The sequence below is a fragment of the Microlunatus spumicola genome (assembly GCF_039536445.1).
Classification (GTDB): domain Bacteria; phylum Actinomycetota; class Actinomycetes; order Propionibacteriales; family Propionibacteriaceae; genus Microlunatus; species Microlunatus spumicola.
In genome coordinates this window covers 229,474-245,654 of record NZ_BAAAYR010000005.1, presented here as the reverse complement: position 1 = coordinate 245,654, position 16,181 = coordinate 229,474, and the positions used below count along the sequence as shown (strand labels likewise).

At 73.7% G+C, this 16,181-nt stretch carries 6 protein-coding genes; 3 read left to right on the top strand and 3 right to left on the bottom strand.

The window, feature by feature from the left end:
• The coding region (locus tag ABD665_RS19005) for a DNA recombination protein RmuC (protein ID WP_344742755.1) at nucleotides 1–1,290 on the top strand (1,290 nt) is incomplete at its 5' end.
• 240 nt (nucleotides 1,291–1,530) lie between these two features.
• Here the strand turns inward: ABD665_RS19005 and ABD665_RS19000 are convergent.
• A complete protein-coding gene (locus ABD665_RS19000) occupies nucleotides 1,531–2,559 on the bottom strand; it encodes a 4-hydroxy-3-methylbut-2-enyl diphosphate reductase (RefSeq protein WP_204911200.1) in 1,029 nt (342 codons plus the stop codon).
• Nucleotides 2,560–2,760: 201 nt separating this feature from the next.
• On the opposite strand from ABD665_RS19000, the gene xseA reads away from it, so the two are divergent.
• Both xseA and ABD665_RS18990 read left to right on the top strand, forming a co-directional pair.
• Nucleotides 2,761–3,987, top strand: a complete 1,227-nt coding sequence (gene xseA / locus ABD665_RS18995; RefSeq protein WP_204911199.1) for an exodeoxyribonuclease VII large subunit — start codon at nucleotides 2,761–2,763, stop codon at nucleotides 3,985–3,987.
• On the top strand, nucleotides 3,984–4,220 hold the full coding sequence (locus ABD665_RS18990) for an exodeoxyribonuclease VII small subunit (RefSeq protein ID WP_204911198.1): 237 nt from the start codon (nucleotides 3,984–3,986) through the stop codon (nucleotides 4,218–4,220). The genes xseA and ABD665_RS18990 overlap by 4 nt, the downstream gene beginning before the upstream one ends.
• Before the next feature lie 25 nt (nucleotides 4,221–4,245).
• Here the strand turns inward: ABD665_RS18990 and ABD665_RS18985 are convergent, their stop codons facing one another.
• Nucleotides 4,246–4,800 carry a DUF4245 family protein gene (locus ABD665_RS18985; protein WP_204911197.1) on the bottom strand — a complete coding sequence of 185 codons (555 nt, stop codon included), beginning with the start codon at nucleotides 4,798–4,800 and terminating at the stop codon, nucleotides 4,246–4,248.
• Nucleotides 4,801–4,920: 120 nt separating this feature from the next.
• Complete coding sequence (locus ABD665_RS18980) at nucleotides 4,921–15,855, bottom strand: Ig-like domain-containing protein (protein WP_204911196.1); 10,935 nt, start codon at nucleotides 15,853–15,855, stop codon at nucleotides 4,921–4,923.
• Nucleotides 15,856–16,181: the final 326 nt, after the last annotated feature.

Below are 16,181 nucleotides of genomic sequence, written 5' to 3'. Positions count from 1 at the left end.
GCCGTCGCCGCCGAGATGGCCGGCGCGGTGGCCCAGCGCGACGCCGCGGTGGCTCGGGCGAAGGAGGTCGCGGCCGACCGCGAGGCGCTGCTGAACCACTTCAAGGTCGTGTCCAACGAGACCCTCGAGCGCCAGGGCGCCACGGCGGAGGCGGCCCACGAGGGCCGGCTCAAGGCGACGGCGGAGCTGATGGCGCCGGTGCGCGAGCAGCTCGGCCTGCTGAGCTCGCGGCTGATCGAGGTCGAGAAGGAGCGCGTCGAGATGTCGGTCGACCTGCGCGCGCAGGTGCAGACCGTGCGCCAGACGGGCGAGACGCTGCGCCGCGAGACCTCGGCGCTGGTCACGGCGCTCCGCAAGCCGCAGATCCGCGGGTCGTGGGGCGAGACCCAGCTCAAGCGCGTGGCGGAGATCGCCGGCATGCTCGACCGCTGCGACTTCGAGCTGCAGCACACGATGGCGTCGGACGACAAGACGTTGCGCCCGGACATGCGCGTCCACCTGGCCGAGGGCAAGCACGTCTTCGTCGACTCCAAGGTGCCGCTGTCGGCCTTCCTCGAGGCGGCCGAGGCGGAGTCGGCCGAGGACGACGTCCGCCGCACCGAGGCGCTGGTGCGCTACGGCCGCCACGTGCGGACGCACGTCGACCAGCTCTCGACCAAGCAGTACTGGAAGGGCGGGGAGACGCCGGAGTTCGTCGTGCTCTTCCTGCCCAGCGAGGCGTTCTTCGCCGCCGCGCTCGAGCAGGTCCCCGACCTCTACGACTACGCGGCCAAGCGCAACGTCGTCCTGGCGACCCCGACGACGCTGATCGGCCTGCTGCGGGCGGTCGCGTACGGGTGGCGGCAGGCGGCCCTGGCGGAGAGCGCGGCCGAGGTGTTCCGGCTGGGCCGGGAGCTCCACGAGCGGCTCGGCGTGATGGGCAGCCGGCTCGACAAGCTGGGTCGGGCGCTGCAGGGCTCGGTGAAGGCCTACAACGAGACCGTCGCGACGGTGGAGAGCCGGGTCATGGTGCAGGCCCGCCGGTTCTCCGACCTCAAGGTCACCGAGGCGGAGCTGACCGGGCTGACCCAGCTCGAGGCGACCACCCGGCAGATCCAGGCCCCCGAGCTCGTGGAGGACGCGACCAAGGTGGAGCCGATGGTCGGGCGGACGAGCAAGCGGCGCGGCCGCAGCAGCGCTGCCCTGATCCCCGAGGCGGAGGAGCTCGTCCGCCCCGAGCCCGACCTGTGGGAGCTGGTGTCCGAGGACGCCGGCGCCGACGACGACGAGCGCGAGGCCCGTTCGTCCTGAGCCGGTTCGTCAGGGGAAGCGCTCCCTGAGCCTGCCGAAGGGCCTCGAAGAGGTTGGCGCTCTCCCTCAACCCGCCGATCGCCAGAGACGCCGAGCCGTTCCGGGCCCTTCGACAAGCTCAGGGAGCGTCCCGCGGGCGTAGGCCAACTGGCCCACTTCGGAGGAGGGCGATCGGCCTCTACCGCTCAGCTCGTGTCGACCAGCGCCTCGCGCAAAGACGCGAAGCGTACGAAGGTGCGGTCAGTCGCCCTGGACCTGGCGCTTGAGGCCGCGGCGCAGCTCGGGCGGGAGCGCGAAGGTGAGCGACTCCTCGGTCAGCCGCTCCTCGCGGGCCGCCGGGTAGCCCTGCGCGACCAGCAGCTCGAGGACGCCCTGGACGAGGTCGTCGGGCACGGACGCGCCGCTCGTGACGCCGACCGAGGACACGCCGTCGAACCACGCCAGGTCGACCTCGGAGGCGTTGTCCACGCGGTAGGACGCCTTGGCGCCGGCCTCGAGCGCGACCTCGACGAGGCGGACCGAGTTGGACGAGTTCGCGGAGCCGACCACGATCACCAGGTCGGAGTGCGCGGCGATCTGCTTGACCGCGGCCTGACGGTTCGTCGTGGCGTAGCAGATGTCGTCGCTGGGCGGGTCCTGCAGCAGCGGGAAGCGCTCGCGGAGCCGTGCGACCGTCTCGAGGGTCTCGTCGACGCTCAGCGTGGTCTGGCTGAGCCAGGAGAGCCGGCTCGGGTCCTCGACCTCGAGCGTGTCCACGTCCGCCGGCGACTGCACGAGGGTGGTGCGCTCGGGCGCCTCGCCCATCGTGCCCTCGACCTCCTCGTGGCCGGCGTGACCGATGAGCAGGATCTGGCGGTCCTCCCGGGCGAAGCGGCGCGCCTCGTGGTGGACCTTGGTGACCAGCGGGCAGGTCGCGTCGATGGCCTGCAGCCCGCGCTCGACCGCCTCCGCCTTCACCGCCGGGGAGACCCCGTGGGCGCTGAAAACCACGGTCGAGCCCGTCGGGACCTCGTCGAGCTCCTCGACGAAGATCGCGCCGCGGGCCGCGAGGTCCTCCACGACGTGACGGTTGTGGACGATCTGCTTGCGGACGTAGACGGGCGCCCCGTACGCCTCGAGCGCCTTCTCCACCGTGACGACCGCGCGGTCGACGCCGGCGCAGTAGCCCCGGGGTGCCGCGACGACGACCTGCCGCTGGTTCGCCGGGCCAGGCACGGCGGGGGGCAGGTCGAGGGTCGCGCTCGGGCTCGTTGCGGGGGTCTCGGCCATGGCTCCAGTCTACGGAGCGCCGCAGCACCCGCTCCTCGTCCGAGCCGCTCTCCCCCGCTTTCCGGGGAAGTGGTCGGTCCGGCGGGCCGATACGGCGTGTCGCCGCGCCGGACCGACCACTTTCCGGTGAAGCACCTTGCCGCGCGACGCCGGGCGTGGTTTGGGCCGGTCCTGTCGGTCCCCCTGGTTACGCTGCCTGCCGTGGCCCTGGAGTCGTCCCCCGAGAACCCGCAGCCCCTGCGGCGCGTGGCGCACCTCGTCAAGGGCTGGATCGAGCGGCTCGGCCCGGTGTGGGTGGAGGCGCAGCTCATCGAGGTGAGCCGGCGGAGCGGGCGCACGATCTTCCTCACCCTGCGCGACAAGCTGGCCGAGGTGTCGGTGTCGGTGTCGGTGTCCCCGACGACCTTCGACGCCGCCGGGCCGCTGACCGAGGGTTCGACGGTGGTCGCGCGGCTCAAGCCCTCCTACTACGAGCAGTCGGGCCGCTTCTCCTTCTACTGCGACGCCCTGACGCCGGTCGGCGAGGGCCGGCTGCTCGCGCGCCTCGAGCAGACCAAGCGGCTGCTGCAGGCCGAGGGCCTCTTCGACGCCGCGCGCAAGAAGCGGCTCCCCTTCCTCCCCCGCGCCGTCGGGCTGATCACCGGTGCCGATAGCGCCGCGGAACGTGACGTCGTCGAGAACGCCCGCCGCCGCTGGCCCGGCGTCCGGATCGAGGTCCGGCACACCCTGGTCCAGGGCGCGCAGGCGGCCGAGCAGGTGATGTCGGCGCTCGAGCGGCTCGACGGCCTCCCCGAGGTCGAGGTGATCGTCATCGCCCGCGGCGGCGGTTCGTTGGAGGACCTGCTGCCCTTCTCCGACGAGGGCCTGGTGCGGGCGGTCGCGAAGGCCCGCACGCCCGTCGTCAGCGCGATCGGTCACGAGGTCGACAACCCGATCCTTGACCTCGTCGCCGACGTGCGCGCCTCGACGCCGACGGACGCCGCCAAGCGCGTCGTCCCCGACGTCACCGAGGAACGCACCCGCATCACCCAGGTCTCGGCGCGGCTCGACCACCTGGTCGACGCCCTGATCGCCCGCCAGCAGGAGTCGCTGCGGGCACTGCGGTCCCGCCCCGTGCTGGTGGACCCGACGGCGACGTTCACGGTCAACGAGGACCAGCTGGCCAGCGCCCGGGCGCGCGCCCTGCGCGCGGTCAGCGTCCTGGTCGAGCGGGAGTCGGTCGCCGTCGGGCACCACCTGGCCCGGGTCCGCGCCATGTCCCCCAAGGCGACGCTCGAGCGCGGCTACGCGATCGTCGTCGGACCCGAGGGCCACGCGCTGACCTCGGTGCAGGACGCCGACCCCGGCGACGACCTGCTCGCCTACCTCGCCGACGGCCAGCTCGTGGTCGAGGTGCGGGACGTCCGACCCGGAAGGAACGCGGCATGAGCCCCAGCGGCCCGGCAGAGCCCGAGCTCTCCTACGAGAAGGCGCGCGACGAGCTCGTCTCGGTGGTGCAGCGCCTCGAGTCGGGCGGGGTCCCGCTCGACGAGTCGCTCAAGCTCTGGGAGCGTGGCGAGGAGCTGGCCGCGATCTGCCAGCGCTGGCTGGACGGGGCCCGCGCCCGCGTCGACGCCGCCCGCAAGGCGCGGACCGGCGAGGCCGGTCCGTCGGACGGCTGACCCGGCCGCCCGTGCCGCCGGTGCGCTAGTCCGTGCTGGAGAGGATCCCGGCGTAGGTGTCGAGCGCCTCGTACGGGAGGTCGGCCGTCACGATCGTGGTGACCTCGGGCGTCGACTCCACCAGGGAGTGGGTCCGCCCGTCCGGGCTCTCCAGGCGCTCCCAGGTCTGGCCGCCGAGGACGCTCTGCCCGTCGCCGGTGCCCTCGCGCGTCTCGTCGCGGACGAGGTCGTCCGGCTTGAGGTCGCCCTGGATGAGCCCGACGAACACGTCGTCGCTGGTGAGGAAGCCGAGCTTCCACAGGTTCCGCGGCGAGGCCTCGCCGTTGAGGTAGGGCTCCCCGGTGCGGACCCACGTGGCCTGCACGGGCCGCCAGCCCGGAGGCAGGTTGACCGGTGCGACCACGGGGTAGGGCGCCTGCGACCGGGCCAGGGTCAGCACCGGGCGCCAGTCGACCTCCTTGACCGGGTGGTCGCCGAGGTTGCGGGTGAAGAAGGCCGAGATCAGCAGCAGCGGCACGATGATCACCAGCAGGGATCGGACGAGGTCACCCATCGTCGCCGGTTTCTTCGCGCGTGCCACGCCTCCATGGTCGCGTACGGCACCAAGTCCGGGACCACGCGCGCCGGGTCGGCGCGACGCGGGGCCCAGGGTCCCGGTCGGGCGCACGGGGGGACGCCCGACCGGGATGTCTCTGGTACCTCAGTGACGCCGGCGCCGCCGCGAGACGACCACCGTCGTGGAGCCGGCCGCGAGGAGCAGCAGGGCCGCGAGCCCGACGAGCAGGGACGGACCACCGGTCGAGGCGAGGTGCCCGCCGTTGCCGTTCCCGTTCCCGTTGCCGTTCCCGTTGCCGTTGCTGCCGTTCCCGTTCCCAGACCCGTTGCCGTCACCGGACCCGTTCCCGTTGCCGTTCCCGTCGCCCGAGCCCGCGTCGACCGTGAAGTCGACCGGGTCCGAGACCTGGTCCGGCTGGCCCGGCGTGGTCTGGGTGACGGTGACCGTGTGGTCGCCGTCCTCGAGCGTGACCGTCACGCAGAACTCACCGTCCGCGTCGACGACGGCCTGCCCCAGCACCGTCCCGTCCTCGTCCCGGAGGACGACCGTCGAACCGGCCTGGCCCGTGCCGCAGACGTCCGTCGGCGCGTCCACGGTCTCGCCGCCTACCGGCGTCGTGATCGCCGGCGGTGTCGGCGCGACGACGAAGGTGACGTCGTCGGAGACGTCGAATGCCTCGTCCAGCGGGGCGTCCGCGGCCTCGTCCGTGAACCGCTGCTCGGCCTGGACCCGGTAGGTCCCGTAGCCGAGCTCGTCGCTGACGTCGAGGCTCCAGTTGCCGTCGACGTCCACCACGGCCGTCCCGATCGTGTCACCGGCCTCGACCGAACCGGCGTCCTCGAGCGCCACGACCGTGATGAGCCCGCCCCGCGTCCCGGTCCCGGCGATCGTCGGCGTCGGGTCGACCACCGCGCCGTCGGTCGGGTTCACGACCACCGGCTTGGCGACGATCACGAAGTCGGCCTCGTCGGTCTGCGCCGACTCGTTGCCGGCCGCGTCGGTGGCCGTGGCCCGCAGCATGTGCTGAGCGGCCGTCAGCGGAGCCGTCGGCGTGTAGGTCCACCGCCCGTCGGTGACCGGCAGGTCGTCGACGAGCTCCTCCCCGTCGAGGAACAGCCTCACCGTGGACCCGGCGTCGGCCGTACCCGTGAAGGTCGGGGTGAGGTCGCGGAACCGCTGCCCGTCGGTCGGGACCGTGATGACCGGCAGAGCCGGCGCCGTGGCGTCGACGACGAAGTCGACCGGGTCGCTGACCGGCGACGGGTTGCCCGCCGGGTCGGTCGCCACCGCGGTGACCGTGTGGGGCCCGTCGTCCAGCGGCGTCGTCGGCGTCACCGAGAACGTCCCGCCCGGCGTGGCCGTCACGCCCGGGAGCGGCGTGCCGTCGACGGTCACCACGACCGTCGAGCCCGGCTCGGCCGTGCCCGAGATGGTCGGCGTCGGGTCGTTCACCGTGGTGCCGGACCCGGGCTGGGTGATGGCCGGGGCGGCCGGGACCACCGTGTCGACCGTGAAGTCGACCCGGATGCTGACCGGCGAACGGTTGCCCGCCGCGTCGACCGCGACCGCCGTCGCGTAGTGCCGACCCTGGCCCAGCGTCGGGGCGGTGATCGAGAACGTCCCGTTCCCGTCCGCGGTCGTCGGCACAAGGGTGACGCCGTCGATCGTGACCTCGACCCGGGCGTTCGCCTCGGCGGTGCCGCTGATCGTCGGCGTCGTGTCCGTGGTGAAGCTCTCGTCCACGGGCACGGCGATGACCGGCGCCGCAGGAGCGGTGGCGTCCACCGTGAAGGTGACGGGCACGCTGGGCGACGACGGGTTGCCCGCCGCGTCCGTCGCGACCGCGGTCACGGTGTGCGGACCGTCGCTCAGAGGCGTCGGCGGCGTCACCGAGAACGTCCCGCCCGGCGTGGCCGTCACGCCCGGCAGCGGCGTGCCGTCCACGGTCACGACGACCGTGGAGCCCGCCTCCGCCGTGCCCGAGATGGTCGGCGTCGGGTCGGTGACCGTCGTGCCGGACGCGGGCTGGGTGACGGCCGGGGTTGCCGGGACCACCGAGTCGACCCGGAAGTCGACCCGGTCGCTCAGCGGGGAGCGGTTGCCCGCCGCGTCGACCGCGACCGCGGTGACGAAGTGCGGACCCTCGCCCAGCTGCAGCGCATCGACCGTGAACGACGCGCCCGGCGTCGCTGTCGTCGTCAGCACCGTGGCTCCGTCGACCGTGACCTCGACCCGGGCGTTCGCCTCGGCCGTGCCGCTGATCGTCGGCGTCGTGTCCCTGATGACGCTGTTGTTCACGGGCACCTGGACCACCGGCGCGGCCGGGCTGGCCGTGTCGACGGTGAAGGTGTTCGCGTTCGAGTCGGCGGACACGTTCCCGCCGGCGTCGGTCGCCCGCACCAGCACCGTGTGCGACCCGACCGACAGCTGGGTCGACACGATCGAGAAGGCACCCGTCTCCGTGGCCTGGCCCGTGCCGACCACGGTCGCACCCTCGTACACACGCACGGTCGAGAAGGCCTCGGCCGTGCCCGTGTACGTCGGCGTCCGCGTCGGCACCGACGTCCCGTTCGCCGGGGTCGCCAGCACCGGAGCCGCCGGAGCGACCCGGTCGAGCGTGAAGGTCACCGGCGTGCTGGTCGGGGACACGTTGCCCGCCGCGTCGGTCGAGACCGCCGTCGCCACGTACGTGCCGTCGACCAGCGGAGCGTTCGGGGCCACCGAGAAGTTCCCCGTCAGCGCGTCGGCCGTCGTCACACCCAGGCTCGTCGTGCCGAGGAACACCTCGACCCGCGAACCCTTCTCCGCCGTCCCGCTGATCGTCGGGCTCGGGTTGGTGATCGTCGAGCCGTCCGTCGGCGCGGTGATCGCCGGCGCGGCCGGGCTCGTGACGTCGATGGTGAAGTCGACCCGGTTGCTCAGCACCGAGCGGTTGCCCGCCGCGTCGACCGCGACCGCGGTGACGTAGTGGCGACCCTCGGCCAGCGCCAGCGAGTCGACCGTGAACGTCCCACCCGGCGTCGCCGTCGTCGTCAGCACCGTGGTTCCGTCGACCGTGACCTCGACCCGGGCGTTCGCCTCGGCCGTGCCGCTGATCGTCGGGGTCGTGTCCTTGATGACGCTGTTGTTCCCGGGCACCTGGATCAGCGGCGCCCCGGGCGCCGTGGCGTCCACCGTGAAGGTGACCGGCCCGCTGACGGGGGAAACGTTCCCCGCTCCGTCCGTCGCCACCGCCGTGGCGACGTGCTGCGTGTCGGTCAGCGGCACCGTCGGGGTGACGGAGAAGCTGCCGTCCGCGTCCGCCACGTCCGTCCCGACCGAGACGTCGTCGACGAACACCTCGACCGTGGACCTCGGCTCGGCCGTGCCGCTGATCGGCGGGGTCGCGTCGGTGACGGTCGTCCCACCGACCGGCTGCGCGATCACCGGCGCACCCGGCAGCACCGTGTCGACGGTGAAGTCGACCGGGTCGCTGTCGTCGGACACGTTGCCCGCCGCGTCCGTGGAGAACGCGGTCGCGGTGTAGGTGCCGTCCTCGAGCGGGTCGGGCTGGGGCACCGAGAACACCCCGGTCTGCGGGTCGGCGTCAGCGCTACCGAGGACAGCGCCGCCGAGGCGCACGGTGACGCGGGAGCCGGGCTCGGCCGTCCCGGTGATCGGGGGCCGCCGGTCGGTGATCCGCGCGCCGTCGAGCGGCGACGTGATGACCGGCGCGGCCGGGTCGGTGGTGTCGACGGTGAAGGTGTTCGCGTTCGAGTCGGCGGACACGTTCCCGCCGGCGTCGGTCGCCCGCACCAGCACCGTGTGCGACCCGACCGAGAGCTGGGCCGACACGATCGAGAACGTCCCCGCGTCGGAGGCCGTCCCGGTCCCGAGCAGGTTGGCTCCCTCGTACGCACGGACCGTCGAACCGGCCTCGGCGGTGCCCGTGTACGTCGGGGTCGTGTCGTTCGTCGACGACCCGTTCGCCGGGTCCACCAGCGCGGGCGTCGCCGGCGCGATCCGGTCGAGGGTGAAGGTCACCGGCGCGCTCGTCGGGGACACGTTGCCCGCGGCGTCGGTCGAGACCGCCGTGGCCACGTACGTGCCGTCGACCAGCGGAGCGTTCGGGGCCACCGCGAACGCGCCTGTCAGCGCGTCAGCCGTCGTCACACCCAGGCTCGTCGTGCCGAGGAACACCTCGACCCGCGAACCCTTCTCCGCCGTCCCGCTGATCGTCGGGCTCGGGTTGGTGATCGTCGAGCCGTCCGTCGGCGCGGTGATCGCCGGCGCGGCCGGGCTCGTGACGTCGATGGTGAAGTCGACCCGGTTGCTCAGCACCGAGCGGTTGCCCGCCGCGTCGACCGCGACCGCGATGACGTAGTGGCGGCCCTCGGCCAGCGCCAGCGCGTCGACCGTGAACGTCCCACCCGGCGTCGCCGTCGTCGTCAGCACCGTGGCTCCGTCGACCGTGACCCGGACCGTCGCGTTCGCCTCGGCCGTGCCGCTGATCGTCGGCGTCGTGTCCGACGTCGAGCTGTTGTTCGCCGGCACCTGGATGACCGGAGCACCCGGCGCGGTGGCGTCCACCGTGAAGGTGACCGGCGCGCTGACCGGGGACACGTTGCCCGCCGCGTCGGTCGCCACCGCCGTGACGGTGTGCGCAGCGTCGCTCAGCGGCACCGTCGGCGTCGCGGTGAAGGTGCCGCCCGCGGTCGCGGTGACGGCCGGCAGCTGGATGCCGTCGATCGTCACCACCACGGAGGAGCCCGCCTCGGCGGTGCCCGTGATGTCGGGGGTCGGGTCGGTGACGGTCGTCCCGCCCACCGGGTCCGTGATCACCGGCGTGGCCGGCGCCAGCGAGTCGACCGTGAAGACGGTGGCCGTGCTCGCGTCCGACCGGTTGCCCGCCGCGTCGACCGCCACGGCGGTCGCGGTGTGCCGACCCTGGAGCAGGGTCGTCGAGTCCAGGCTGAAGCGCCCGACGCTGTCCGCGCGGACGAGGGGCTGGACGGTCGTGTCGACCGTGACCTCGACGAAGGCGCCCGGCTCGGCCGTGCCGCTGATCGTCGGCGTCGTGTCGGTGGTGATCGTCCCGTTCGCCGGCACCTCGATCACCGGCGCGGCCGGGTCGGTGGTGTCGACGGTGAAGGTGTTCGCGTTCGAGTCGGCGGACACGTTCCCGCCGGCGTCGGTCGCCCGCACCAGCACCGTGTGCGACCCGACCGACAGCTGGGTCGACACGATCGAGAAGGCACCCGTCTCCGTGGCCTGGCCCGTGCCGACCACGGTCGCACCCTCGTACACACGCACGGTCGAGAAGGCCTCGGCCGTGCCCGTGTACGTCGGCGTCCGCGTCGGCACCGACGTCCCGTTCGCCGGAGTCGCCAGCACCGGAGCCGCCGGAGCGACCCGGTCCACGGTGAACGTCACGGCCGCGCTCCTCGGCGACACGTTCCCCGCGGCGTCGGTCGAGACCGCCGTCGCGACGTACGTGCCGTCGACCAGCGGGGCGCTCGGGATCACGGCGAACACACCGGTCTGCGCGTTCGCGACGCCTGTGCCGATGCTGGTCGCGCCGAGGAACACCTCGACGGTCGACCCCTTCTCCGCGGTGCCCGTGACCGCCGGGCTCGGGTCCGTGATGGTCGCGTTGTTCGCCGGGGCCGTGATGACCGGCACCGTCGTGTTCTCCGTGTCGACCGTGAAGGTGACCGCGTTGCTCGGGGTGGAGTCGTTGCCGGCGGCGTCCGTGGCCACCGCGGTCACGGTGTACGTGCCCGGGGTCAGCGTCGTCGACACCAGGGTCCACGCTCCGGCCCCGTTCGCCGTCGTCGTCCCGGCGGTCCCGCCGGCGTAGGTGACGACGATCGACGCGAACGGCTCCGAGGTGCCGCTGATCGTCGGCGTCGTGTCCGACGTCGAGCTGTTGTCGGCCGGCGTCGTGATCACCGGCGGGGCCGGGTCGGTCACGTCGACCGTGAACGCGACCTGGAGGCTCGCCGGCGAGGCGTTGCCCGCAACGTCCGTCGCCACCGCCGTGGCCACGTGCCGCGTCTCGGTCAGCGGGGTGCTCGGCGTGACCGAGAAGGCCCCGGTGTCGGCGTCCGCCGTGTCGGTCCCGACCGGCACGCCGTCGACGAACACCTCGACGGTGGTTCCGGCCTCCGCCGTCCCGCGGATCGTCGCGGTCGTGTCCGCGACGGTGCTGTCGTTCACGGGCGCCGTGATGGTCGGCGCGAGCGGCGGGTCCGCGTCGATGCGGAACGCGTTCCGGTTGCTCAGCACCGACACGTTCCCGGCGGCGTCCGTCGCCCGCGCCGTCGCGGAGTGCGGGGCCTGGCTCAGCGGCGTCGTGGTGAAGGACCACTCGCCGGCGCCGTTCGCCGGGACGATCCCGACGCTGGCGTCGTCGACGAGGACGGTGACCGAGGCGAAGGGCTCCGCCGTGCCGGTGATCGTCGGCGTCGTGTCGTTGATGACGCTGCCGTCGGCCGGGAGCACGACGACGGGCGCCGCCGGCGTGGTGACGTCCACGTCGAAGGTGAGCGCGTTCGAGTCGGCGGAGACGACACCGCCGTTGACGGTCGCCTGGGCGACCACCGTGTGGGGACCCTCGGCGAGCAGGCCCGACGGGATGGAGAACTCGCCGGCATCGTTCGCGGTCCCGCTGCCGACGACGATCGTGCCCTCGTAGACCACGACGTCGGCGTTCGGCGCCGACGTGCCGGTGTACGTCGGCGTGCGCGTCGGGATCGACGACCCGTTGGCGGGCGTCAGCAGCACCGGGGCCGCTGCCGCCGAGTCGATGATGAAGCTCACGGCCGCACTGGTCGGCGAGGCGTTGCCGGCCGGGTCGGTGGCCACGGCCGTGGCGCTGTGCGCACCCTCGTCGAGCGGGAGGGCCGGGGTGACGGTGAACGTCCCGCCCGCGTCGGCGACGGTGGTGCCGACGACGAGGGTGTCGACCGTGACGACGACGGTCGCGCCCGGCTCCGCCGTTCCCGAGATGTCCGGGGTGGTGTCGGCGATCGTCGCCTCGTTACGGGGAGCGGTGATGACCGGGGCGGCGGGGGCCGCCGAGTCCACCCGGAAACGGTTCGTGTTGCTGACCGGGCTGCGGTTGCCGGCGGTGTCGAACGCCCGCGCGGTCGCCGTGTGCGGACCGTCGGCCAGGACGGGCGCGTCGGTCGTCCAGGCGCCGGCACCGTCGGACACGACGGTGCGGACGACGGCGCCGTCCACGAGGACCTCGACCTGCACGTCCGGGTCGGCCGTGCCGCTGATCGTCGGCGTCGTGTCCCGCGTGACGCTGCCGTCGGCCGGGATCACGACCACCGGGGCGGCCGGCGCCGTGACGTCGACGGTGAAGGTGTTGGCGTTCGAGTCGGCCGAGGTGTTGCCGGCCGCGTCGGTCGCCCGGGCCAGCACGGTGTGCGGGCCCTCGGCGAGGCGGGTGGAGACGATCGAGAACGTCCCGCCCGAGGTGGCCTGGCCGCTGCCGACGGCGGTCGCGCCCTCGTAGACCGTCACGGTGGAGCCCGCGTCCGCCGTACCCGTGTAGGTCGGGGTCGGGTCGTTGGTGACCGAGCCGTTCGCGGGCGTGGTCAGGACCGTGCTGGTCGGCGCCTGCGTGTCGACGGTGAAGCGCACCGTGGGGCTCACCGGCGAGGCGTTGCCGGCCGCGTCGGTCGCGACCGCGGTGGCGTCGTGCGGGCCGTCGCCCAGCGGGGCGTTCGGGACGACCGCGAAGGTCCCACCGGTCGTCGCGGTGGTCGTGCCGACCGGCGCACCGTCGACCGACACCACGACCGTGGATCCCGGCTCCGCGGTGCCGCTGATCGTCGGGGTCGGGTTGTTGGTGGAGCTGTTGTTCGCCGGCGCGGTGATCACCGGGGCGGCCGGGGTGCTGACGTCGACGGTGAAGCGCACGGGGGCGCTGGGCACGGAGACGTTGCCCGCGGCGTCGGTCGCGATCGCCCGGGCGACGTGCGGACCCACGGCGAGCTCGGCGGTCGGGGTGACGGCGAAGCCGCCCTCCGGCGTGGCCGTCGTCGTGCCGACGCGCGTGCCGTCGACGAAGACGTCGACCTGCACGCCCGGGTCGGCCGTGCCGCTGATCGTCGGCGTGGTGTCGTTCGTCGCGCTGCCGTCCGCGGGCACGGCGATCACGGGCGCGGCCGGCGCGACCGTGTCGATCCGGAAGGTCACCGGCGCGCTGGCCTGCGACCGGTTGGTCGCGGGGTCGGTGGCGGTCGCGGTCGCGACGTGCAGGTCCTCGGCGAGCGGGACGGTGGGGGTCACCGCGAACCGCCCGGTGGCGCTGGCGGTGTCCGTCCCGACGCTCAGGCCGTCGACGAACACCTCGACGCGCGAGCCGGGCTCAGCGTTGCCGCGGATCGTCGGCGTCGTGTCGGCCGTGACCGAGCCGTCGGCGGGGGTCGTGATCACCGGCGCGGCCGGGGCGACCGAGTCGACGGTGAAGCGGACCGTGTTGCTGGTGGGCGACACGTTGCCGGCGGCGTCGGTCGCCAGCGCGCTCGCGGTGTGGACGCCCTCGGTCAGCGTGGGCGCGTCGATGGTCCACACGCCGTTGTCGTCCGCCACGACCGGGCCCACGGCCGCGGAGTCCACGAAGACCCGCACCGAGGCGCCCGGCTCGGCCGTGCCGCTGACCGTCGGGGTCGTGTCGTTGGTGGTCGAGCCGTCGGCCGGCGTCACGACGACCGGAGCCTCCGGAGCGACGGAGTCGACGACGAAGGTGTTGGCGTTCGAGTCGAGGGAGACGTTGCCGGCGGCGTCGGTCGACCGGACCAGCACGGTGTGCGGGCCCTGGCCGAGCTGGTTCGAGACGATGGCGAACGTCCCACCGCTGGTGGCCTGGCCGGTGCCCAGGAGCGTGGTGCCCTCGTAGACCCGCACGGTGGAGCCCGCGTCCGCGGTGCCGCGGTAGGTCGGGGTCCGGTCGGAGATGGTCGTCCCGTTGGCCGGCGTGATCAGCACGGGGGTCGCGGGGGCCACCGTGTCGACGGTGAAGCGCACGGTGTCGCTGGTCGGGGAGACGTTGCCGATCGCGTCCGTCGCGACCGCGGTGGTGGTGTGCGGGCCCTCGCCCAGCGGTGCCGTCGGCGTGACCTCGAAGCGGCCGCCGGCGGTCGCGGTCACCGTGTCGACCAGGACGCCGTCGACCGAGACCGCGACCCGCGAGCCGGGCTCGGCGGTGCCGCTGATGGTCGGCGTCGTGTCGTTCGTCGAGCTCAGGTCGGCGGGGACGGTGATGACCGGCGCGGTCGGGGCGACCGAGTCGACGGTGAAACCGACCGGGTCGCTGGCGACCGAGACGTTGCCCGCGGGGTCGGTCGCGACGGCCGTGGCCGTGTGCGGGCCCTGGCCGAGCGGGGTGGCGTCGATCGTCCAGGCCCCGGTGCTGCTCGCGGTGGTAGTGCCGACCGTGTTCCCGTCGACCCGGACCCGCACGGTGGCGTTGGCCTCGGCCGTGCCGCTGATGGTCGGGGTCGTGTCGGTCGTGGTCGTGCCGTCCGTCGGCACGGTGATCACCGGGGCTGCGGGCGCGGTCGTGTCGATGGTGAAGGTGTTGGCGTTCGAGTCGCCGGAGACGTTGCCGGCCGCGTCGGTGGCGCGCGCCAGCACCCGGTGGGACCCGGGCGCGAGCTGGTCGGACCGGATCGAGAAGGTGCCGGCGCTGTTCGCGGTGCCGGTCCCGACGAGGGTGGTGCCCTCGTAGACCCGGACGGTGGAGCCCGCGGCCGCGGTGCCCGTGTAGGTCGGGGTCCGGTCGTTCGTGACCGAACCGTCCGCCGGGGTGCTGAGCACCGGCGCGGCGGGCGCGGTGACGTCGACGTCGAAGGTGTTCCGGTTGGAGGCGAGCGACTCCGTGCCGAAGCGGGTCTGCGTCGCCGACACGCTGTGGCTGCCCTCGGCCAGCGCCACGGTCGGGGTGTAGGTCCAGGTGCCGTCGGTGTCGACGGTCGCGACGGCCGGCGTACGGGTGCCGTCGACGGTGAGGTTCACGGTCGCGCCGGGGATGCCGGTGCCGCGGTAGGTCGGGGTCGTGTCGTTGGTGCTGGACCCGTCGGCCGGGGTGGTGACGACCGGCGCGGCGGGGACCGGGGCGGGGCAGTCGATGCCGCCGGCCGGGACCGAGGCCGAGGAGCTCAGGGGCAGCAGGTCGATCGTGGCGGTCAGGACCGGGACGACGAGACTCACCGTGACGTCGACGGTGACGGCCGACGCGAGCGCGCTGATCGAGGTGGCGTTGGGCCTGGTCACGGTGGCCGCGTCGTTGGCCCGGATCCGGACGGTCGCGGTGCGACCTCCCGCCAGGCCGGTCACGTTCACGGTGACGGAGGCGCCGGCCGTGAGGGGTCGCTCAGGCTGGCCCGGCGGCGTGACGGTGACGGCGGCCGGCCTGAAGGTCGGGGTGGTCCCGTTCGCGTTGGCGGTCGTCACGAGCCTCGACCCGTCGGCGACGCCGATCCCGACGCCGAGGACGTTGGCGGTGAGCGTCCCGGCCCTGGCCGTGCTCTGGACGCCGTTGTTGACGCCGTTGTTCGAGGTGACGCCGGTGGGGACGAGCTCCGTCGTGCCGCTCGTCGTCGACGCGCCGGTCGACAGCAGGGGCAGACCGAGCGGGGTCACGCCGACCCCCGCGGTCGTCGTGGAGGCCGTGGACAGAGGACCGCTGGTGACGCACGAGGTGTCACCGGCCCAGGTCGCCGTGTCCGTGACGTCGAGCGCCCCGACCGAGACCAGGCTCCCGCCGACCGTGGCCCCGATCGAGCGCGGCCTGGTGTTGGTCTCGGCGGCCGGTCCGGCGGTCACCACGTTGTCGGCCACGGCGAGACCGAGACCGGCCACCGTGGCGCCCAGGTTCGCGGAACGCGCCGTCGCGCGGTTCGGGGTGCGCTGCGAACCCGCGTCGGCCCGGCTCGTGGCGAGAGCGACGTCGGCGAGGTCGAGCACGCCGATCAGGTCCAGCCCCACGCCGGCCGTGCTGCCGCCGGCTCCACCCGCCCAGGTGCTGGTGGGTGGTGCGGCCGACGCCGTCAGCGGTGCGGCGGACAGGAGCCCGACGGACATGGCGAGGACGAGAAGGGGGGCGAGGAGCCGGCGCATGCGGGAGGCCTTCGGTCAACGGTGGCCCGACGTCGAAGACGTCGGCAAGGCTCCCCCGAGCGAGCGGAACGATGACACCCGCACCCGAGGGGGCGAGGACGGGGCGGAAGATCCGCGGGAGGTTGACGAGCACCCCGACGACGCCGCGTCGGCCGATTTTTCTTGCTGGACAGAAGAATCAGTTCGGCTGAGCGAATTACTAAGAATCCCCTGAAGAACGGCCCTTGTCCCCCGTGCGGAGGACACGGCCCGCACCCCTCCGGCACCCCGTGACCACCCGCCAGAATGGC

Excerpts from the sequence above, each read along its gene's own strand:
- ABD665_RS19000 (WP_204911200.1), bottom strand. The coding sequence starts at position 2,559 with ATGGCCGAGACCCCCGCAACGAGCCCGAGCGCGACCCTCGACCTGCCC.
- ABD665_RS18980 (WP_204911196.1), bottom strand. The coding sequence starts at position 15,855 with ATGTCCGTCGGGCTCCTGTCCGCCGCACCGCTGACGGCGTCGGCCGCA.
- ABD665_RS18990 (WP_204911198.1), top strand. The coding sequence starts at position 3,984 with ATGAGCCCCAGCGGCCCGGCAGAGCCCGAGCTCTCCTACGAGAAGGCG.